The 21217-nt window shown below is 47.7% G+C and carries 17 protein-coding genes and 1 tRNA gene; 17 read left to right on the top strand and 1 reads right to left on the bottom strand.

Annotated elements, in window-relative coordinates:
- The first annotated feature begins 204 nt into the window (after positions 1-204).
- The 14 genes from recJ to GKG43_RS11300 all read left to right on the top strand — a co-directional run bounded on the left by recJ (position 205) and on the right by GKG43_RS11300 (position 18319).
- A complete protein-coding gene (recJ, locus tag GKG43_RS11365) occupies positions 205-1917 on the top strand; it encodes a single-stranded-DNA-specific exonuclease RecJ (RefSeq protein WP_050641391.1) in 1713 nt (570 codons plus the stop codon).
- 279 nt (positions 1918-2196) lie between these two features.
- Positions 2197-4500: a bifunctional (p)ppGpp synthetase/guanosine-3',5'-bis(diphosphate) 3'-pyrophosphohydrolase gene (locus tag GKG43_RS11360; RefSeq protein ID WP_050641390.1), complete on the top strand. Its 2304-nt coding sequence runs from the start codon at positions 2197-2199 to the stop codon at positions 4498-4500.
- Positions 4501-4504: 4 nt separating this feature from the next.
- Positions 4505-5125, top strand: a complete 621-nt coding sequence (locus tag GKG43_RS11355) for an MBL fold metallo-hydrolase (RefSeq protein WP_055154594.1) — start codon at positions 4505-4507, stop codon at positions 5123-5125.
- A gap of 84 nt (positions 5126-5209) precedes the next feature.
- Positions 5210-6637 carry a coproporphyrinogen dehydrogenase HemZ gene (hemZ, locus tag GKG43_RS11350; protein ID WP_055154595.1) on the top strand — a complete coding sequence of 476 codons (1428 nt, stop codon included), beginning with the start codon at positions 5210-5212 and terminating at the stop codon, positions 6635-6637.
- A complete protein-coding gene (gene hisS / locus GKG43_RS11345) occupies positions 6628-7893 on the top strand; it encodes a histidine--tRNA ligase (protein WP_050641387.1) in 1266 nt (421 codons plus the stop codon). The genes hemZ and hisS overlap by 10 nt, the downstream gene beginning before the upstream one ends.
- Positions 7894-7969: 76 nt before the next feature.
- On the top strand, positions 7970-9754 hold the full coding sequence (gene aspS, locus GKG43_RS11340; protein WP_055154596.1) for an aspartate--tRNA ligase: 1785 nt from the start codon (positions 7970-7972) through the stop codon (positions 9752-9754).
- Positions 9755-9765: 11 nt separating this feature from the next.
- Positions 9766-10584 carry a MurR/RpiR family transcriptional regulator gene (locus GKG43_RS11335; protein ID WP_055154597.1) on the top strand — a complete coding sequence of 273 codons (819 nt, stop codon included), beginning with the start codon at positions 9766-9768 and terminating at the stop codon, positions 10582-10584.
- Between the two features lie 1027 nt (positions 10585-11611).
- Entirely contained in the window at positions 11612-12946 is a 1335-nt protein-coding gene (locus GKG43_RS11330; protein WP_055154605.1) for an alpha-L-fucosidase, read from the top strand.
- A gap of 13 nt (positions 12947-12959) precedes the next feature.
- Positions 12960-13853, top strand: coding sequence for a PTS mannose/fructose/sorbose transporter subunit IIAB (locus GKG43_RS11325; RefSeq protein WP_083487144.1), 894 nt, complete (start codon positions 12960-12962; stop codon positions 13851-13853).
- Between the two features lie 18 nt (positions 13854-13871).
- The gene (locus GKG43_RS11320) at positions 13872-14675 is read left to right on the top strand and encodes a PTS sugar transporter subunit IIC (protein WP_050641384.1); all 804 of its coding nucleotides are present in this window, start codon (positions 13872-13874) and stop codon (positions 14673-14675) included.
- Entirely contained in the window at positions 14656-15468 is an 813-nt protein-coding gene (locus GKG43_RS11315) for a PTS system mannose/fructose/sorbose family transporter subunit IID (RefSeq protein ID WP_025655290.1), read from the top strand. Before GKG43_RS11320 ends, GKG43_RS11315 begins: the two co-directional genes overlap by 20 nt.
- Before the next feature lie 21 nt (positions 15469-15489).
- Positions 15490-16194 (top strand): sugar isomerase domain-containing protein, encoded by a 705-nt coding sequence (locus GKG43_RS11310; protein ID WP_050641382.1) that lies wholly within the window; start codon positions 15490-15492, stop codon positions 16192-16194.
- Positions 16195-16363: 169 nt separating this feature from the next.
- A complete protein-coding gene (gene nagA / locus GKG43_RS11305) occupies positions 16364-17494 on the top strand; it encodes an N-acetylglucosamine-6-phosphate deacetylase (protein WP_050641381.1) in 1131 nt (376 codons plus the stop codon).
- 72 nt (positions 17495-17566) lie between these two features.
- On the top strand, positions 17567-18319 hold the full coding sequence (locus tag GKG43_RS11300) for a copper homeostasis protein CutC (RefSeq protein ID WP_129879108.1): 753 nt from the start codon (positions 17567-17569) through the stop codon (positions 18317-18319).
- A gap of 138 nt (positions 18320-18457) precedes the next feature.
- On the opposite strand, the gene GKG43_RS11295 is transcribed toward GKG43_RS11300, so the two are convergent.
- Positions 18458-18682, bottom strand: a complete 225-nt coding sequence (locus GKG43_RS11295) for a helix-turn-helix transcriptional regulator (RefSeq protein WP_154253319.1) — start codon at positions 18680-18682, stop codon at positions 18458-18460.
- Between the two features lie 315 nt (positions 18683-18997).
- On the opposite strand from GKG43_RS11295, the gene GKG43_RS11290 reads away from it, so the two are divergent.
- From GKG43_RS11290 to GKG43_RS11280, 3 genes are all read left to right on the top strand, one after another.
- Positions 18998-19070: transfer RNA gene (locus tag GKG43_RS11290), tRNA-Gly, on the top strand.
- 236 nt (positions 19071-19306) lie between these two features.
- Entirely contained in the window at positions 19307-19663 is a 357-nt protein-coding gene (locus GKG43_RS11285; RefSeq protein ID WP_129879107.1) for a hypothetical protein, read from the top strand.
- A 156-nt stretch (positions 19664-19819) separates the two neighbouring features.
- On the top strand, positions 19820-21103 hold the full coding sequence (locus tag GKG43_RS11280; RefSeq protein WP_154253321.1) for a homoserine dehydrogenase: 1284 nt from the start codon (positions 19820-19822) through the stop codon (positions 21101-21103).
- Positions 21104-21217 lie beyond the last annotated feature (114 nt).

Below are 21217 nucleotides of genomic sequence, written 5' to 3'. Positions count from 1 at the left end.
TGTTGACAGTGGGGTGTGTTTGTGGATAATATGGTACTGATATGTGTAATTCGGAGATGTTTTGGGGGATGCGCTTTTAGGGGCGGCAGTGAGTTGTTATGTTATGTACGGGTGTGCGGATGTGGTGATGTTTGACCAGGCTAATGGGTGAAGGCAATAGATGTGCACTGGGGTGCGGTATAATGTGTACGAGGAGGATAAAAGGTGGAGAAGTGGTTTGTTTCTATGAAGAAGGCGGATTTTAATGGGATTGCTGAGCGGTACCATGTTTCTCCGATTCTTGCGCGGCTGATTCGGAACCGGGATTTGATGACGGATGAGGAGATTGGGTTTTATTTGAATGGGACCATTGCGGATTTGTATGATGGAATGCTGATGAAGGATATGGATAAGGCGGTGGAGATTCTGGCGGAGAAGATCCGGGGAGGGGAGGCCATCCGTGTTATCGGGGATTATGATATTGACGGGGTGAATGCGACTTATGTGCTGCAGGAAGGGATCTCTAAGCTGGGCGGTGATGTAGATACGGATATTCCGGACCGGATACGGGATGGGTATGGACTGAACAGGATGCTGATTGACCGCGCCCTGGAGGATGGTATCGATACGATTATTACATGCGATAATGGGATTGCGGCTGCGGAGGAGATTGCTTATGGCAAGCAGAGGGGACTTACGATTATTGTGACGGATCACCACGAGGTGCCATATCTGGAGGCAGGCGGTGTGAAGGAATATCTGCTGCCCCAGGCGGACGCAGTGGTAGATCCGCACCGGGCGGATTGTGAATATCCTTTTAAAGGGCTTTGCGGGGCGGCAGTGGCTTACAAACTGGTGGAAGCGCTTTATGAGGTGATGCAGAAAGATGTGGATGATATTGATTATCTGATGGAAAATGTGGCCATAGCTACTGTAGGGGATGTGATGGATCTGACCGGTGAAAACCGGATTTTTGTGAAGCAGGGGCTGGAAATGCTGAAGCGTACCGGTAATCTTGGACTGAGGGCGCTGATTGAGTGTACGGGAGTCCCTGTGGACAGACTGTCGGCTTATCATATCGGATTTGTGCTGGGGCCCTGCATTAATGCCAGCGGCCGTCTGGACACGGCAAAACGCGCGCTGGAGCTTTTGAATGCACCGAACCGCAGAGAAGCAGTGATGCTGGCGGAGGATCTTAAGGCTCTCAATGACAGCCGCAAGGAGATGACGGAAAAGGGCGTGGAGCAGGCGGTGGAGCAGATTGAGAATACTTCTCTGAAGGAGGATAAGGTTCTGGTTGTTTATCTTCCGGAGTGCCATGAAAGTATAGCGGGCATCATAGCGGGAAGAATTAAGGAGAGATATTACCGTCCCACTTTTGTGCTCACCCAGGGCGAGGAGGGCGTGAAAGGCTCCGGGCGGTCCATTGAGTCCTACAATATGTTTGAGGAGATGTGCAGATGCCGGGCGCTGTTTACGAAGTTCGGGGGGCATAAGCTGGCGGCAGGGCTGTCCCTGGAGGAGGAAAATGTGGGCAGATTCCGTGAAACAATCAACGAGCTGGCTGTTTTATCTGAGGAAGATCTTCTGCCGAAGGTATCCATTGACATGCAGCTTCCTCTTGCATATGTGACCGAATCGCTGGTATCCGAACTGGAGCTTTTAGAGCCTTTTGGAAAAGGGAATACGAAACCCCTGTTCGCAGAAAAGAATCTGAAGGTGCTCAGTCCCAGGATTATCGGAAAAAATCAGAATGTTTTGAAATTTCGTGTCCAGGACAGGCGGGGAAACCAGATGGAGGCAATTTACTTTGGGGATGCGCAGGACTGCCTGGATTATATAAAGCGGAAAGACGAGTTGTCATTTACTTTCTATCCGTCTGTGAATGACTATATGGGTAAGAAAACGCTGCAGATTACAGTAGTAAACTATCAATAGCGCCATTTTAAGTTACTGTATATAGTAATTTTAGCAGCAATTCAGACAGGTTTGGGTATTTACTGCGAAGACCGTACGAAAACATGGCAGCAGCAGGCATCCGGCTCTTCGCAGGAGGCGAATTTAAATGAACTGGATGCGCAACAGTTCAGGTCTGTCTGAACTGTTTCCAATTTTATGCGTTTTTGCGTCTATTTATGGGGAAATAGTTTGAAAATTGTTAAAATAATGTTATACTTAGGGGTATGAAACTTACCATAGAAGAAAGGGGGAATTGATATGGCGGGAACTCCGGAATATGAATTACTGAATAAAAATCTGGAGATTGTGGATGGGCATGCTGTGAAAGCACCCGAAGATTATCAAGACCCTGAACAATTATATCAGGCTTTGATAGCCAGAGTCAGGAAGTATCACCCATCCGCAGATATTACCCTGATTGAGAAGGCCTATAGGACGGCTAAAAGCGCGCATAAGGATCAGGCGCGCAAGTCAGGCGAGCCGTATATTATACATCCTCTCTGGGTGGGCATTATACTTGCCGATCTGGAGATGGATAAGGAGACGATTGTTGCAGGTATGCTGCACGATGCCGTGGAAGACACGGAGATGACACTGGAGGATGTGGCAAGAGAGTTCGGCGAGGAGGTAGCACTTCTGGTCGATGGGGTCACGAAACTGGGACAGTTATCCTACTCCCAGGATAAGCTGGAGGTTCAGGCCGAGAATCTGCGTAAGATGTTTCTGGCCATGGCGAAGGATATCCGTGTGATCATTATTAAGCTGGCGGACCGGCTGCACAATATGCGTACACTGGAGTTTATGACCCCGGCTAAGCAGAAGGAAAAAGCCCGGGAGACGATGGACATTTACGCCCCGATCGCACACAGGCTCGGTATCTCCAAGATTAAGACGGAACTGGATGACCTGTCGCTGAAGTATTCCCAGCCGGAAGTGTATTTTGACCTGGTGAGGGATCTGAATGAACGCAAAACTGAGAGGGAGGAGTTTGTACAGCAGATCGTGGCTGAGGTTTCCACCCATATGAAAAACTCTCACATCGAGGCCAAAGTATATGGCCGGGTTAAGCATTTTTTCAGTATTTATAAAAAGATGGTAAACCAGAATAAAACGCTGGATCAGGTGTATGACCTGTTTGCCGTGCGCATCATTGTGGATTCGGTTAAGGACTGCTATGCTGCGCTTGGCGTGATTCATGAGATGTACACGCCGATACCGGGGCGTTTTAAAGACTATATTGCCATGCCGAAAGCCAATATGTACCAGTCCCTGCACACAACACTGATGGGACCTTCCGGGCAGCCTTTTGAGATACAGATCCGCACGGAAGAGATGCACAAGACGGCAGAATTCGGAATCGCGGCGCACTGGAAGTATAAAGAAGGCGGCGCAGGAAAGAGCGTGAAAGCGCAGGAAGAAGAAAAGCTGAGCTGGCTGCGCCAGATTCTGGAATGGCAGCGTGATATGTCGGATAACCGGGAGTTTTTAAGCCTGCTAAAAGGCGACCTGGATTTATTTGCAGAGGATGTATATTGTTTTACCCCCAACGGGGACGTAAAGAATCTGCCTAACGGCTCCACTCCGGTGGATTTCGCATATGCGATCCACAGTGCGGTGGGGAATAAGATGGTGGGCGCCAGGGTGAACGGGAAGTTGGTCAATATTGACTATAAGATACAGAACGGGGACAGAATTGAGATTCTGACCTCACAGAATTCCAAGGGGCCCAGCCGGGACTGGCTGAATATTGTCAAAAGCACCCAGGCGAAGAACAAGATTAATCAGTGGTTTAAGAGAGAATTTAAAGAAGACAATATTATCAGGGGAAAAGAGCTGATCGCTGCCTACTGCAAGACAAAGTCTATCAATCCCCAGAATATCATGAAAGCGAAATATCAGCAGATTGTGCAGCAAAAGTACGGATTCCGCGACTGGGATGCGGTGCTTGCGGCGCTCGGGCACGGCGGTGTGAAGGAAGGCCAGGTCGTGAACCGCCTTGTGGAGGAGTATGAGAAAGAACATAAAAAAGAGATCACGGATGAAACAATCCTGGAGAAGATCTCCGAGGCGAATAACCAGAAGGTGCATATCGCTAAGTCCAGGAGCGGGATCGTGGTTAAGGGAATCGATGATATGGCGGTGCGTTTTTCAAAATGCTGTAATCCGGTGCCCGGAGATGAGATTGTTGGTTTTGTCACCAGGGGACGCGGCATGTCGATTCACAGGACAGACTGTGTGAACATGATTCATCTCTCCGAGACCGAGAGAGAGAGGCTGATTGATGCCGAGTGGGAAGAGACGGCAGCGGAAGAAAACGGCGGTCAGTATCTGGCGGAACTGAAGATGTTTGCCCATGACAGGCAGGGGCTTTTGATGGAGATTTCCAAGATTTTCACAGAGGCTAAGATTGACGTGAAGTCTATGAATATTAGAACGAGCAAGAAGGGAACGGCTTCTCTGGATATGGGATTTATTGTCCATGGCAGAGAGGAACTGAACCGGGTAATTGAGAAGCTGCGCCAGATTGAAGGCGTGATGGATATTGAAAGGACGGCGGGGTAGAGCGATGAAAGTAGAGAAGTTTGTTATTGGAATGCTCCAGACGAATTGTTATCTTGTACAGAATGAAGAATCAAAGGAATGTTTTCTGGTGGATCCGGCGATCTGTCCGGAAGAGCTGGTGGGCCATATAAAAAGCGAGGGACTCAAGCTGAAGGCAATTCTGCTGACCCACGGGCATTTTGATCATATTATGGGGCTTGATGGATTCCTGAAGGAATTTCCGGTTCCCGTCTATGCGCACGAGGAGGAGCAGGGGCTGCTAAATGATTCTGTGCTGAATGCCTCGGCAGAATATGGACCAGGCTATACCTTTTCCGATGCCGAGTATTTAAAAGACGGCCAGAAGCTGACAGCCGCGGGGATGGAGATCGAGGTGCTGTATACGCCGGGACATACAATCGGCGGATGCTGTTACTATATTCCTGCGGAAGGAGTCCTGTTCAGCGGGGATACCCTGTTCTGGACTTCCATCGGCAGAGGGGATCTGCCCACAGGAAGCTACAGCGAGCTGGTGCGGTCCATTCAGGATAAGCTGATGCGCCTTCCCGGGAAGACCAAGGTTTATCCGGGGCATATGCAGGAGACTACGATTGGTTTTGAGAAGATACACAATCCGTTTATTTGATATGGCAAATCCGGTTGGAAATCCCTTTACTACATGGCCAGTAACTCTCCAAAAATAACGTATAGTCAGGAATTTGAGTTTATTATGATAGAGATCAGCAGTAATGATACATTGTATATGTACAATTTGTACCATATCGTAAAAGCCTTTTTTCCGAATGAGGAAATCAGGCAGAAGGTGGATGACAGGCAAGAACCCCTGGTAAGACTAGTGTTGGAAGGGGGCTCTTGCTTTTCCATTACGAAGGAGCAAGCCGGGCATTCCGGGGACCGGCAGGAGACGAAACGGCATGTGACAAAACAGACCTATGATTATCTCAGCAGCGTGACCGGGAGGACACTTGCCTGGGGAATGCTGACCGGCGTCAGGCCGACGAAGCTGGCAATGCAGAAGCTGGAAAACGGTATGAGCAAAGAGGAGACGATCAGATTTCTGGAGGATGTATTTGGGGTCAGCCCACAAAAAGCGGAGCTTGGATGTGAGATTGCGCAGCGTGAAAGGGATCTCCTGGGACGGCTGGACTGCAAAAATGGCTGGAGCCTTTATGTAGGTATCCCATTCTGCCCCAGTATTTGCTCATACTGTTCCTTTGGATCGTCCCCGCTTAACCGGTGGGCGGACAAGATGGATCTGTATATGGAAGCCCTGTGTAAAGAGGTGTCGGCCATCGGCAGGGCGGCAGCGGGCCGAAAGCTGAATACGATTTATATCGGGGGAGGCACCCCAACCACGCTCCACGCAGCGCAGCTTGATCAGCTGCTAAGCCTTTTGGAGGAGGAATTTTCTTTTGACAATCTGCTGGAATTCACGGTAGAAGCGGGAAGACCGGACAGTATTACGGTTGAAAAGCTGGAGGTACTGGCGCGTCATCCGGTGACCCGGATTTCGGTGAATCCGCAGACCATGCAGCAGAAGACGCTGGATGCAGTTGGAAGAAGACACAGTGCCCAGGACGTGAAAGACGTGTTTTGGCAGGCCAGGAGACTGGGATTTACGAATATTAATATGGACTTGATTGCGGGGCTCCCCGGAGAGGACGCCGCGGATATGCGCGATACGCTCAGACAGATCGAGGAACTCGGGCCGGACAGTCTTACGGTTCACTCGCTTGCAATCAAAAGAGCCGCGAAGTTTGGGCAGGAGAACCGGGAAATAGACATGCATTCCGGGATTGAGCAGATGGTGGAAGAGAGCGCCGCGACCGCGGAAAGAATGGGCCTTTTACCTTATTATCTGTACCGGCAGAAGAATATTGCAGGAAATTTTGAAAATGTTGGCTATGCAAAGGTTGACAAAGCCGGAATATACAATATACTAATTATGGAAGAAAAGCAGACAATCCTGGCTGCCGGAGCCGGTGCTTCCACGAAAATCGTGCTGCCGGAGAAGATTACCCTGGAGAACGGCAGGCAGACAAGTCTGGTGAGAATTGAAAATGTGAAGGACATTGCGGAGTATATCGGCCGCATTGATGAGATGATAGAGAGAAAAGGAGAATGGTTATGGCGTTAAAGAAAAAACCGGTTACCGGAATGAAGGACATGATGCCCGGCGAAATGGAAATCAGGGATTACTGTATCGGGCTCATTAAGGAAACATACAAGGCATTCGGATTTTCATCAATCGAGACCCCTTGCGTGGAGCATCTTGAAAATTTGTGCAGCAAACAGGGCGGAGATAATGAAAAGCTGATTTTTAAGATCCTGAAAAGAGGAGAAAAGCTGAAAATTGATGCGGCCCGGGAAGAGGCGGATCTTGTGGACGGCGGCCTGCGCTATGACCTGACTGTGCCGCTGTGCCGTTATTACTCCAACAATGCGAACGACCTGCCATCCCCTTTTAAGGCGCTGCAGATGGGAAATGTATGGCGTGCCGACAGACCCCAGAGAGGACGTTTCCGTCAGTTTATGCAGTGTGATATTGACATTTTAGGAGAGCCGGGCAACCTGGCTGAGATCGAACTGATCCTTGCCACATCCACCCTGCTTGGAAAGCTGGATTTTAAAAACTTTACCATCCGCATCAATGACAGAAGATTTTTAAAGGCAATGGCAGCATACAGCGGATTTCAGGAAACAGACTATGAAAATGTATTCATTACACTGGACAAGATGGACAAGATCGGAATGGACGGTGTGGCAGCAGAATTAGAGGATTGCGGTTATGCAAAAGAAACGGTGGAAAAATATCTTCAGTTATTTAAAGAAATTACGGGGGACGTGGAAGGCGTACGCTACTGCAAAGAGAAGCTGGAAGGCTTTCTCGAGGATGAAGCGGCGGCTTCACTGGAAATGATTATTACGAGCGTAGACAGTGCAAAAGAAGCGGATTTCAGAATCACATTTGATCCCACACTGGTGCGCGGCATGTCTTATTATACCGGAACTATATTTGAAATCTCCATGGATGAGTTTGGTGGTTCTGTTGGCGGCGGAGGACGCTACGATGAGATGATCGGAAAATTCACCGGGCAGAACACCCCGGCGGTAGGGTTCTCCATCGGCTTCGAGCGGATTGTCATGTTATTGCTGGAGCGGGGCTATCAGGTGCCGGCCAGCCGGGATAAAAAGGCATTTCTAATCGAGAAAAATATGCCACAGGAAGGTATGCTGAAAGTGCTGAACCTGGCAAAAGCAGAGCGCGCGGCAGGGCGGCAGGTTATGATCGCCAATATGAAGAAGAACAAAAAGTTCCAGAAGGAACAGCTGACAGAACAGGGATACGCAGACATCGTAGAATGTTATCGGGATTCCATAGATACTCTCTAAATGTGAAAAAAGTGTGAACGGGGTCTGACCCTTTTGCAAAGGGGTCAGACCCCTATGAAGAAAGGATGAATAGGAAATGGCTGAATCAATGAAAGGATTAAAGAGAACTCACCGCTGCGGTGAGTTGTCCAGTTCAAATATCGGTGAGATGGTAACGGTTATGGGCTGGGTCCAGAAGAACAGAAACAAGGGCGGGATTGTGTTTGTGGACCTGAGAGACCGTTCCGGTATTCTGCAGATTGTGTTTGAGGGGGAGGATAAGTCTGCCCTGATCGATAAAGCTGCGAAGCTGCGCAGTGAGTTTGTAATTGCGGTTGTGGGCAGGGTGGAAGCGCGCAGCGGCGCTGTGAATGAAAACCTTGCAACAGGAGAGATTGAAATCAGGGCGGATGAACTGCGGATCCTTTCCGAATCAGAGACCCCTCCGTTCCCGATTGAAGAGAACAGCAAAACAAAGGAAGAACTCCGCCTAAAATACAGATATCTGGATCTGAGAAGGCCGGATCTGCAGAAGAACCTGATGATGAGAAGCCGGATTGCTACTCTTACCAGACAGTTCCTTTCTGAAGAGGGATTTTTGGAGATTGAGACTCCGATACTCGGTAAGAGCACTCCGGAGGGCGCAAGGGACTACCTGGTGCCGAGCCGTGTTCATCCGGGCAGTTTTTACGGGCTTCCCCAGTCTCCGCAGCTTTTTAAGCAGCTGTTGATGTGTTCGGGTTATGACCGCTATTTTCAGATCGCAAAATGTTTCCGCGATGAGGATCTCCGTGCGGACAGACAGCCGGAGTTTACCCAGATCGATATGGAGCTTTCCTTTGTGGACGTAGACGATGTAATTGATGTAAATGAAAGACTTCTTGCAAGACTCTTTAAAGAGGTGCTGGATGTGGATGTAGCGCTGCCCATTCCAAGAATGACATGGCAGGAGGCGATGGACCGTTACGGTTCCGACAAGCCGGATACCCGTTTCGGCATGGAACTCGTGGATGTGACGGAAGCGGTCAAAGATTGTGAGTTCGTTGTATTCAAAGGCGCCGTGGAGAATGGCGGGACAGTCCGGGGCATCAATGCCAAAGGCCAGGGCGGCATGCCGCGCAAGAAGATCGATAAACTGGTCGATTTTGCAAAAGACTTTGGCGCTAAGGGACTTGCCTATATTGCACTGCAGGAGGATGGCAGCATGAAGTCTTCCTTTGCCAAATTCATGACAGAGGATGAAATGCAGGGCCTTGTACAGGCAATGTCCGGCGAGCCGGGGGATCTGCTGCTCTTTGCGGCCGATCAGAACAAGGTTGTATGGGACGTTCTGGGAAATCTCCGCCTGGAAATTGCAAGACAGACGGAAATCCTGGATAAAAATGAGTACAAGTTTGTGTGGATCATGGAATTCCCGCTGCTCGAATGGAGCGAGGAGCAGAACCGTTATGTGGCAATGCACCATCCGTTTACCATGCCGATGGAAGAGGATCTGCAGTATTTAGATTCTGACCCTGGGAGAGTGCGCGCAAAGGCATACGATATCGTGCTGAGCGGAAATGAAATCGGAGGCGGCAGTGTCCGAATATTCCAGAATGACGTGCAGGAGAAAATGTTCGAGGTGCTTGGATTTACAAAAGAGCAGGCCCATGAGCAGTTCGGATTCCTTCTGGACGCTTTCAAATATGGAGTTCCGCCTCACGCAGGACTGGCATACGGACTGGACCGTATGGTAATGCTAATGGCAAAAGAAGACAGCATCCGTGATGTAATGGCCTTCCCGAAGGTAAAAGACGCTTCCTGCCTGATGACAGAAGCGCCGAATATTGTGGATGAAAAACAGTTGGGAGAACTGGGACTGGAACTTAAAAGCGCTGAATAGGAAGGTGGACCATGTATATTGTTGCTTATCGGCTGATTAACCTGCTCAATGATTCGGAATATGATTCTACAGAAGCCCACATTGCGGAAAGCCTGCTGGGGATGATCAAAGATATCGAACACATGCCCATAGACCAGGTCGCGGACAAATGCCACATATCAAAATCCACGTTGTCCAAGTTTGTAAAAAGACTGGGGTTTGAAGACTACAAGGAATTCCGTGACAATGCACGCAATGAAAAAAAGAGGGCAGGATACCATAACTACGAAGAAAAAGTCCCCATGGACAGATTCATTGAACAATACGGTATCGAGAGATTCCTGAGCGTTCTCTCGGGAGATATCGAACACTTCTTATCGGGCATAGACAGAAATCAGATCAGGGAACTCGCAAAAGCCCTGCATCAGTATAAAAAGGTGGCGGCATTCGGTTCTGTATATTCCGAGACCGTTGCAATGGATTTTATGTACGAAATAGCCGGAGTGGGTAAATACATCAAGACCAATATCTATGATGTCAAGCAGGAACAATATATCAACGAGGCCGATGAGGACACACTCATTATCATCTTCTCAAATTCAGGACAGTATATATACGAAAACGGGATGAAGCCCCTGGATCAGTCCAGGTCCTTCGTTCGCAAAACAAAGGGCAGGATTGCCCTGATCACCTCCAACCGGGAGGCTGCATCCGATCCAAGCGTCAGCTATCCGGTACTGTATCATTTCACAACCAGGGTGCAGAACCATCCCTTCATAGAACGAATCATAGCCCAGATGATTGTCGAGGAGTTTAAACGTATTGGAGGGGGTCGCAGTACAGGCCCATAGAACGCCGTCCGCCGCTGGAAACGGAGATAGGGGGATTGGGAAGCGGGGGTTCGGCTGTAAGCTGGAGTAGAGTAAAAAAGAAGGAAAACCGGGGTAACCTGGCCACATCACCCGAAGCCTGATGGCTTCGCGCGCTGGGGCCAGGAATTTTTGTGATTCGGAATCACAAAAATTACCCCGGTTTTCCTTCTTTTTTACTTTACTCCAGCTAACAACCGAACCTACGCTTCCCAATCCCCCTATCTCCGTTTCCAGCGGCGGACGGCGTTCTATGCGCTGTACTGCTGGGGAGTTCCGGGGGCGGGAGTTTAGCGGGGAAACTGAGAGTTTTTTAGGCGGGAGAGGCGGATTTTGGATGGGGATGCGGGAAGGGTATCGGTATAATAGGATGAAAAAGCACCGGCTTGGTTATTGTGCATTTGATCAATATATATCCTCATCTCCACATCTAATTCTGCAGCGGATATGCCTGCATAGCCAATTTGATCCACTGCTCCCGTCCAAGCCGCTTCCATCTGCAAAGATAAACCCAAACTCCCGTCCGGATGGACCCAGCCTGACAGGGGCGGAGGGGGTGCCGGAGGGGGAAACTTTGCAGGCCTTTTTGAGCGGCATAGAGAGCGCCGTAGTATCACTTGATAAAAACCGCACCGGATGAGAAGGCTAAACTCTGCTTCCGAAGCAGAGTTTAAGCCGGCCTGAGCCGCGCAATTCATCAGAATTGCGGGGTGAATGCCGGTGGTGCCTTCTCATCCGGTGCGGTTTTTATCTAGTGATACTTGGCAAACGGACAGCCGCTAAAAAGGCCTGCAAAGTTTCCCCCTCCGGCACCCCCTCCGTCTCTGTCAGGCGCCCCTTCCCTCATCTTTTTGTGTAGACTACACAAATTTGGGGTATCCTATGCTTGCAATTTGCATAAAAAAGTTTCCAAATTGCGAAATTTTACACGTTAAAAAAATAATCTGTTTATAATTAGGACAATCTATTATGCATAATAAATTTATTTGAAGGGAGACAGAGTGTGGAGATGATTAAGAATTTTGAATGGCCGGATGACTATGGGAATCCTGAATGGTTTATGGAGGACCGCTTCGGGCTGTTCATACACTTTGGATTATTTTCGGCCGCGGCCAGACATGAATGGGTAATGACACTGGAGCAGATTGGAAAGGATGGATATCAGAAGTATTTTGACAACTTTAATCCGGATCTGCTGGACGCCAGGGAATGGGCAAAAAAGGCAAAGGCAGCGGGCTTTAAATATGCGGTGCTGACAGCAAAACACCATGAAGGATTTGCTTTGTGGGACACAGCACTCAGTGATTACAAGATTACCAATACGGCCTATGGCCGCGATCTGGTGAAAGAATATACGGAGGCGTTCAGGGCAGAGGGCCTGCAGGTTGGCCTGTATTTTTCTCTGATCGACTGGAACCACCCGGATTTCCTGGTAGACGGGTATCATCCGGAGAGAAATAACAAAGAATATATTGAGAATCATCCGGGGGATATGGAGTCCTATACAAAGTTTATGCATGGGCAGGTCAGAGAGCTTCTGACCAATTATGGTAAGATCGATTATCTGTGGTTTGACTTTTCCTATGCAAACAGAGACTGGGGAGATTCCGTCGGAAAAGGCAGGGAAGACTGGAAATCCGAGGATCTGGAGAAAATGATCCTCTCCCTTCAGCCCGACATTATTCTGAATGACCGTCTGGATCTTGGGCGGGGCGTAGGAACTCCGGAGCAGTATCAGCGTAATGCCAGGATGGAAAGCGGCAAAAAGCAGCTTGTCTGGGAGGCATGCCAGACGCTGAACGGAAGCTGGGGCTATGACAGAGACAATCTGGACTGGAAGACACCGGAGATGGTAACGAAGTTATTGATTGATACTGTTTCCAAGGGCGGTAACATGCTGCTGAACATCGGACCGAACGCCCGCGGCGAATGGGATGCAAAGACGGAAGAGATTTTGAACCGGGTCGGTGAATGGATGTGGCTGCATGGCAGGGCAATATATGGCTGTGGGGCCAGCGAGTACGATGCCCCGGCAGATGCACGCTTTACACAGAATGGGAACCGCCTCTACCTGCACCTTTTCTCATGGCCGTACAGAACGCTGCTGATCGAAAAGCTGGGAGGAAAGGTTGCCTATGCACAGCTGGTCCATGATAACTCTGAAATAAAATATATTCAGGACGAAGGGCTTTCCGGCAAGAGAAAATCCCATAAAGATTTAAACGCTGAGGTAACCGAGATTCATATTAAAGACAAGTTTGAGGATAACTCTCTGTTGGTAACCCTGCCGGTGCAGAGACCGGATGTGCTTGTACCGGTCATTGAATTTATCCTGAAAGACTAGAGGAGGAAGACATATGTATTATATCCTTGCTTCACACGGAGAATATGCAAAGGCTTGCAAAGCAAGCTGTGAAATGATAACAGGGGCTGCACCGCAGTTCTTTGTGGTCACATTTACCGAAGACATGACAAAAGAGTCTGTGGAAAAGGCTTACAGGGCAATACTGGCAGAGAACGGGGCCGATCAGTGTGAGGCCATCATTACGGACGTGCCGGGCGGCACACCGTTCAATGCGGCTGCACCTGTTATACATGAAAACAGCCGGATCGCGCTGGTATCAGGATTGTGCATGGGAATGCTTATAGCGCTGAATACAGGTGATACTCTGTACAGTGCGATGGAACAGGCAAAGGAAACGATCATGGGCGAAGGTGTTAAAAATGACAGCCAGCCGGAAAAGAAACAGGAGCATAAAGAGCCTGTTGAAAAGAACGGTATTGTAAACTTCAGACTGGATGAACGTCTGATCCATGGCCAGGTGGCAACTTACTGGACAAGGACACTGGGAGCAACCAGAATCATGGTGGTCGGAGATGACATCGTAAATGACGAGATCGCTAAAAATGCACTCAGGGCTGCAGTTCCGGCGGGTATGAAGCTAAGCGTGCTGACTGCTGAAAATGCTGCAAAGCGCCTGAATGAAGGTATTTATGCAGGACAAAGAGTCTTTTTAATTGTCAAAGACCCCTCTACGATTGTAAAACTACTTGAATATGGCGTTAAGGTTAAAGAAGTCAATATAGGAAATATGGGAATAAAAGAGGGCAGGGAACAGATTAAAAAGTCTGTCTACTGTACGCAGGAAGAGCTGCAGACAATTCTGTCCATTGAAGAATCCGGGGTTCCTGTATATGCACAGATGGTGCCCAACGATGAGAAAAGGAAATTTGCATCTTATTTAAAATAGCAGAGGAGGAAACAAAAAATGGAAATTCAAATGTGGCAGATTCTTGCATTGACAGCACTTGCATTCTTTGCAATTTGTGAAAACTTATCCACATCAGTTCTGGGAAACCAGCCGGTTATTATAGGTACGATTGCCGGAATCATCATGGGGGACATGAAGATGGGGCTGGCTGTTGGAGCAACCCTGCAGCTGATGATTCTGGGTGTTGGTACTTACGGCGGTTCTTCCATGCCGGACTACATGACGGGATCAATTATCGGTACGGTGTTTGCAGTAACATCCGGAAAAGGAATGGATTTTGGTATCGGACTTGCGGTTCCGGTAGGACTTTTGATGGTACAGCTGGACGTGCTGGCCAGATTCAGCAACGTATTCTTTGCGAAAAGAGTAGAGGCGGCTGTAGAGAGAATGGACTTTAAGGCCATTGGAAGAAATACATGGCTGGGATCTTTGTCCTGGGGGCTTTCCAGAGCACTTCCCGTATTTTTAATGTTGATTTTCGGACAAAATCTGGTCAATCTGATTGTGGACTACATGCCGGAATGGCTGATGGGCGGACTTACAGTTGCAGGCGGACTGCTTCCGGCAGTCGGTATCGCAATCCTGCTGAGATACCTTCCGGTGAAGAGTTATATCTCATATCTTCTGGTTGGATTTTTTGCTGCTGCATATTTAAGTGTTCCTATGGTCGGAGTGGCAATATTAGGTACAGCATTGGCAGTCGTTGCATTTAAACAGTTTCTGGAGAAAAACCAGAAAGTAGTTACGGTTAATACAGGATCAGCTCAGGAGGGATTGTTAGATGGAGAATTTGAAGATTAATCAGGAGAAGATTACAGATCAGGATATTAAAAGGGTCAGCAAAAGATGGATTCTGGCATCCCAGATTACATGGAATTATGAGAAAATGATGGGTGTCGGTTATCTCTATGCGATCCTGCCTATATTGAGAAAGTTATACAAAAAGTCCGAGGACTTAAAAGAGATGATGAAAAACCATGTGCAGTTTTTTAACACCACACCGCATATGGGAGGATTTATACTGGGAATTGATGCAGCGACAGAAGAGTCAGGCGGTAAAACGGCGAAGGATGCAGCCAGTGGTATCAAGACAGGTCTGATGGGACCGTTTGCAGGCGTGGGCGACACTATTTTCGGAGTACTGATCCCAACCATTTTCGGTTCTATTGCAGCTTATATGGGACAGAATGGAAATGTGACAGGTGTTGTGATCTGGCTGCTTGTCAATATTGCAATACTGATTTTCAGATATTTTACAACAGGAATTGGTTACCGCGAGGGAACAAAGCTGGTTACCTCTGCAAAGGATAAGCTGGATGCTCTTACACACGCAGCCACCCTTCTTGGAATAACCGTTGTGGGTGCGCTGATCCCTACAGTTGTAAAGGCTAATATTGCGGCAAACTTTAAATCCGGTGATGTAACTTTGGAAGGCCAGGCAATTGTGGATCAGATTATGCCAAGCCTCGTGCCGGTACTTGTAGTAGCCGGGATTTATTTCCTGCTCGGCAAGAAAAAAATGACTTCAACAAAAGCAATTTTAATTATTATGGTGGCATCTATCGTATTCTATGCTATCGGATTATTAGCATAATTGAAAGACAAGGAGAGCGTTATGGGACTGGAATTTTTTGACAAGGCAAAAGAAGTTATGGAGAAACTGGAAAATACGCAGGCAGAGAATATTCATGCAGCAGCACTTTTGATTTCAGAATCGATCCAAAAAGGCGGTATTCTGCAGGCATTCGGCAGCGGGCATTCCTATGCCGGGGCGATTGAAGTGTGCGGAAGAGCAGGCGGTCTGATACCAAGCAAGGTTATACGAGACAGAGCAGAAGGCATGTATGAAAGCGTGGAAGGCGTTGCGCCGTTCCTTATGCGCTGCGTAGACATACAGCCAAACGATATTTTCATCCTGATCTCCAACTCAGGGAGAAATCCAATGACGATCGAGATGGCAGAACATATTAAGAAAAAAGGCAACAAGTTAATTGTAGTGACAGCGCTGGAAGTATCCAGCAGTTCCACTTCCAGACATTCTTCAGGAAAACTGTTATATGAATTTGCCGATGTGGTTCTGGACAACCAGTCCACCTTCGGAGACGCCTCTCTGGACATAGAAGGGCTTGACAGCAAGGTGTGCGGTACATCCTCATTCAGTACATGTCTTCTTCTGCAGCAGACAATTTATGAGGCTGTGAAAGACATGACCGAAAAGGGATATGAGGCTCCGGTCTATAAGAGTGCGAATATAGATGGCGGCAGGGAGTTTAACAATGTCCTGGAACAGAAATATGCGGACAGAATCTGGCATATTTAAAGATATAGAGAAAGAGGGCCGTTTTTACGGTTCTTTTTCTATTTGATGTATTATATGAAACAGGAGAAACGGTGAGTGCTATTATGCTACGGCGTTTTCATTGCGCTGAAAAAACGAGAACCGGACAAAAAATAAGAAGACCGTGGCAAGCGGCAGAATGGAGGATGATATGAAGTTAATAAAAGATAAGAAAATATACACCGGCAAAGAAGTGATTTACCGGGGATATATCCGATTTGACCAGAAAATTACAGAAGTAGGTGATATGGAAAGCTTTACGGAAAAGGCCGGCGACGAGGAGGTTGCGACGGAAGGGAATATTCTGATTCCGGGATTTATTGATGTCCACAGCCACGGCGGATATGGTCAAGACAATATGGATGCACTGCCTGGAGAAATCAGCAGCATGGTGAATAAAATGGCTGCAGAGGAAGGGATCACTTCCTATTTCTGTACAACCATGACACAAACTTATGATAAGATAGAAGAAGCGATGAAAAATATCTGCAGTGCAGCAAAAATGAACCCGATCATCCAGGGAATCCATGTTGAGGGGCCGTTTATTTCTGAAAAGTTTAAAGGTGCGCAGGATGCCTCTTATATTAAAAAACCGGATGAGAAAGTGCTGGAGGAGTGGAATCAGATCAGCGGCGGAATGATCCGGCTTGTGACATATGCTCCTGAGGAAGCGGACACACAGTTTGAGGCTTGGTGTGAGGAGCACAAGGTAGTCTTAAGCGCCGGGCATTCGAATGCACTTTATGCAGAGCTTGGACGCAGCCGTGCAAGCCATATTACCCATCTTTACAATGCACAGAGAGGCTTAAACCACAGAGAGCCGGGAGTGACCGGATACGGCCTTTTGACGCCGGGGGTGAAGGCTGAGATTATCTGTGACGGAATTCATATTGTACCGGAGATGGTGCGGCTTGCCTATGAAATAAAAGGAAGCGGCGGGATTGAACTGATCACGGACTCCATGAGAGCCAAGGGGATGCCGGAAGGTTTAAGTGAGCTGGGCGGACAGAAGGTGTATGTAAAGGATGGGACAGCCAGGCTGGAAGACGGTACGATAGCAGGAAGCGTTCTGACATTTATTCAGGCATTCCGCAATATCATGGACTTCACGGGGGCTTCACTGGAAGATGCTGTTCAGATGAGTTCTGTTAACCAGGCAGAAGAGTTTGGGCTGGAGCACAAAGGGATGCTGTCTGTGGGAAAGGATGCGGATATCCTTGTTCTGGACGGAGAATTTCATTTGAAGAACACATTCAGCTGTGGTAAATTAATATGTGGCTGAAATACATGGGTAGACAGTGATAATCAATTCGGATATTTATTTAAGGCAGAAGAGGGCATGAAAGGAGAAAAAATGGGAAAGTATGTATTGGAAGTATGTGCGGACTGCGTAGAGTCCGCAATAGCAGCGGAAAAAGGAGGCGCAGACAGGATCGAACTGTGCAGCAATCTGGTGATCGGGGGTGTGACGCCGGGACAGGCGTTATTCAAGCTGGTGCGCAAATATACGGATATTCGTGTACGTGTGCTGCTACGTTCCAGATACGGGGATTACTGCTATAATGATTATGAGTTTGAACAATTGAAAGAAGAATTGCAGATGTACCGGGAACTGGGAGCTTCCGGGGCGGTTGTCGGCATGCTGAATCCGGACGGCACGCTCGATACCGGAAGAATGTCAGAACTGGTGAAAGCGGCAGGAAATATGGACGTTGCACTGCACAGATGCTTTGATGTATGCAAGGATCCATATAAAGCGCTGGAAGAGGCGGTATCAATAGGGATGAAGACGATTTTGACCAGCGGGCAGAAAGAAACCGGTTTGGATGGCCGGGATGTTTTGGCCAAGCTGGAGGAGAAGAGCGCAGGCAGAATCGAGATTCTGGCGGCCGGTGGAATTCAGGCTGGGGTGATTGAGAAACTTGTACCGGCTGCCGGGATAACCTCCTTCCATATGTCTGGAAAACAGGAGGTAGAAAGCGCCATGCAATTCCGCATGGAAGGAGCCAGCATGGGCCTGCCGGAAAGAAATGAGTATCTGCTCTGGAAAACTTCTGAGGAGGCTGTCAGACAGGCTGCGGCGGTGCTGCATAAGATGTGTGGTTAGCAGCCGATATCGGGACGGCATGATGCGATATAGGAGCTTGATGCGATAAAGCATAAAAGTGATACATCCTGCTTTGCAATGTAGTATGATACAGGCCTGTTTATGGTTTAGGAAAACGATTTCCGGAACCAGACAGGCCTATTCAGTAAAACAGATATTTCTGTTTACAAGTGTATCCAAACTTACCTGAAATGTATCTGCAATCGATATCAGAATAAATATATCGGGGAGCCGTTTGCCGCACTCATAGGAGCACAAAGTGGCCCGGTGGAGATGAAGCTTTTCTGCTAAATGTAACTGTGTCATATTACGTTCTTTTCTCAGGCGCCGTATATTCTGGCCGATTGAATCATTAGTAATCATCGTATTTACCCAATCTAATTTGAAAATTTATGGCCGTCCCGGGGGATTCTTTCGAACGTACCCAGGGATGATCTGCAGGTATTTTATTAAAAGACGCAATGTGTCTATTTTATATTACGGGATGTAGAAATACAAATGGAAAACACTGGTATATTCGTGGCGTTATGGAGAAATAGACAAAGCGGCCGGTGAGGGCAGATTAAAGCAAGTCTGCAGAAAAAATAAAAAAGTTAAAAAAGTTTGAAAAAATTGTTGACAATACGGACTGCATATAGTATAGTAATTATTGTTCCGGTCAGGGAACACACAAGATACGCGATAGTGGCTCAGTTGGTAGAGTACGACCTTGCCAAGGTCGGGGTCGCGGGTTCGAATCCCGTCTATCGCTCTCAGTTATCCTTTGAAGGATGCATGGATGGGTGTTAAAATAATTGTCTAAGCAAATTAGGTGATTATTTTAATGCCCATTTTAGTATATCAGATTCTCTACATAAATCTATTTATTTTCTGTCGTTCAGGCATTGAATTTTCAGCTGATTTCCAAGGGGAAGTACCTTGATAATTTAATAGACTTTATACCGGGGCATGTGTTATAATGTCCACACAAAAGGTGAGGTGGTAAGCATGTTCATATCAGAAGAACAGTTATTGCAGGCAATTTCCGATATGATGGATAAAAAGCTGGATGCAAGGCTGTGTGAGATGCCGACGAAAGCAGAACTGGATGCAAGGCTGTCGGAGATGCCGACGAAAAAAGAAATGGCTGATAGTCTGTATAGACTCAAAAATAATCTTCTTGAGGAACTTGATTTTGTGCAGGAGAAAGCCAACAGACATTTTGAAAGGCTTGAGAACCGGATGGTTTCTCTGGAGTCAGCGGTAAATGCAATCAGAATAGAAAGCAGTACGATTAATCTGCTGGCGGAAAAGTATTCAGATTTAGAGACAAGAGTAAAAGGATTGGAACAGAAAATTTCATAACTGCAGGACACTGATTTCGTGTCCTGAGGCTTATATTTATATGGATTACATAGTACATGCGAAGGTGTAAAGCCTGTTAAGTTATTAAGTAAATGAAGCGGGATCGGTGTTTCTTTGGCAGGCTGTTCATTTCCGCAGCACAGACGGGGTGTTATAATGAAGGGACAAAAGATTAAGGCAGCGCTGCTCGGACTGGGTACGGTGGGGAAGGGTGTTTATAAACTGATTCAGAGAAGAGCAGATGTAATGGAACGCACGATAGGTGCGGAACTGGAGATATCACGGATACTCGTGCATGATATGAGAAAGAAAAGGGAAGGGATCGCTCCCTCACTTCTGACTGATAACTGGCAGGAGATACTCGCGGATGAAGACATAACAATTGTGATCGAAGTGATGGGTGGAATCGAGCCGGCCAGGACTATGATTTTGGAGGCTCTTCAAGCCGGCAGGCATGTAGTAACGGCCAACAAGGATCTGGTGGCAGAGTATGGCCGGGAACTACTGGACGCTGCGGAGGAGAATCATTGTGATTTTTTATTTGAGGCAGCTGTTGCAGGCGGGATTCCGATCATCCGTCCGCTGAAGCAGTGTCTGGCAGGAAATGATATTTCTGAGGTGATCGGGATCGTAAATGGGACTACCAACTATATTCTGACGAAGATGTTTGAAGAGAATATGAGTTTTGAGTCAGCGCTGGCGAAGGCAACGGAACTTGGATATGCCGAGGCCGATCCAACTGCGGATGTGGAGGGGCTTGATGCGGGAAGAAAGGTAGCGATCATGGCATCTATAGCATTTCATTCCAGGGTGGTATTTAAAGATGTCTATACAGAGGGGATCACGAGAATATCTCCGGAAGATATTGCGTATGCGAAAGAATTTGATAGTGTTATTAAGCTGCTTGGCGTAGCACATAATACGGAAACCGGGATCGAGGTGGGGGTATATCCCATGCTGCTGAACAAAGAACATCCGCTTGCATCCGTGCGGGATTCATTTAATGCTGTATTTGTTCATGGTGATGCGGTAGATGACGCGATGTTTTATGGACGAGGGGCAGGTGAGCTGCCGACAGCCAGTGCGGTTGTCGGTGATATCATTGATGTGGCAAGAGACCTGCAGTATGGCTGTATGGGCAGAATCAGCTGTACATGTTACAGGGAACTGCCGGTAAAAGATTTTAGTGAGGTCAGGAATAAGTTTTTTCTGAGGATGCAGGTGAAAAACCAGCCAGGCGTGCTGGCGTGTATCGCACAGGTTTTTGGAGACCATAAGGTAAGCATTGCAAGGGTTGTCCAGAAGCATGTAAAGGAGAACCAGGCGGAACTTGTTATCGTGACAGAAAAGGTAAAAGAATATCATTTACAGGATGCTCTGACCGGACTAAAGGAAATGGAGAGTATACTGGAAATCAGTAGTATTATCCGCGAGTACTAGATCCGGCAATACAGGACTTTCATAAAAGGGGTGTGATGAAGTTGACACACCTCTTTTATAATGGTATAACAGTGTATAGCAAGCTATATATTGCCAGTACGGAAAGGAGAAAAC

The organism is Eubacterium sp. BIOML-A2 (genome assembly GCF_009680135.1).
In the GTDB taxonomy this organism is placed as follows: Bacteria; Bacillota; Clostridia; order Lachnospirales; family Lachnospiraceae; genus Faecalicatena; species Faecalicatena contortus_B.
The sequence above is the reverse complement of the archived record's forward strand: the minus strand, read 5'-3'. Positions and strand labels throughout refer to the sequence as shown.

Excerpts from the sequence above, each read along its gene's own strand:
- GKG43_RS11360 (WP_050641390.1), top strand. The coding sequence starts at position 2,197 with ATGGCGGGAACTCCGGAATATGAATTACTGAATAAAAATCTGGAGATT.
- GKG43_RS11355 (WP_055154594.1), top strand. The coding sequence starts at position 4,505 with ATGAAAGTAGAGAAGTTTGTTATTGGAATGCTCCAGACGAATTGTTAT.
- hemZ (WP_055154595.1), top strand. The coding sequence starts at position 5,210 with ATGATAGAGATCAGCAGTAATGATACATTGTATATGTACAATTTGTAC.
- hisS (WP_050641387.1), top strand. The coding sequence starts at position 6,628 with ATGGCGTTAAAGAAAAAACCGGTTACCGGAATGAAGGACATGATGCCC.
- aspS (WP_055154596.1), top strand. The coding sequence starts at position 7,970 with ATGGCTGAATCAATGAAAGGATTAAAGAGAACTCACCGCTGCGGTGAG.
- GKG43_RS11335 (WP_055154597.1), top strand. The coding sequence starts at position 9,766 with ATGTATATTGTTGCTTATCGGCTGATTAACCTGCTCAATGATTCGGAA.
- GKG43_RS11330 (WP_055154605.1), top strand. The coding sequence starts at position 11,612 with ATGATTAAGAATTTTGAATGGCCGGATGACTATGGGAATCCTGAATGG.
- GKG43_RS11325 (WP_083487144.1), top strand. The coding sequence starts at position 12,960 with ATGTATTATATCCTTGCTTCACACGGAGAATATGCAAAGGCTTGCAAA.
- GKG43_RS11320 (WP_050641384.1), top strand. The coding sequence starts at position 13,872 with ATGGAAATTCAAATGTGGCAGATTCTTGCATTGACAGCACTTGCATTC.
- GKG43_RS11315 (WP_025655290.1), top strand. The coding sequence starts at position 14,656 with ATGGAGAATTTGAAGATTAATCAGGAGAAGATTACAGATCAGGATATT.
- GKG43_RS11310 (WP_050641382.1), top strand. The coding sequence starts at position 15,490 with ATGGGACTGGAATTTTTTGACAAGGCAAAAGAAGTTATGGAGAAACTG.
- nagA (WP_050641381.1), top strand. The coding sequence starts at position 16,364 with ATGAAGTTAATAAAAGATAAGAAAATATACACCGGCAAAGAAGTGATT.
- GKG43_RS11300 (WP_129879108.1), top strand. The coding sequence starts at position 17,567 with ATGGGAAAGTATGTATTGGAAGTATGTGCGGACTGCGTAGAGTCCGCA.
- GKG43_RS11295 (WP_154253319.1), bottom strand. The coding sequence starts at position 18,682 with ATGATTACTAATGATTCAATCGGCCAGAATATACGGCGCCTGAGAAAA.
- GKG43_RS11285 (WP_129879107.1), top strand. The coding sequence starts at position 19,307 with ATGTTCATATCAGAAGAACAGTTATTGCAGGCAATTTCCGATATGATG.
- GKG43_RS11280 (WP_154253321.1), top strand. The coding sequence starts at position 19,820 with ATGAAGGGACAAAAGATTAAGGCAGCGCTGCTCGGACTGGGTACGGTG.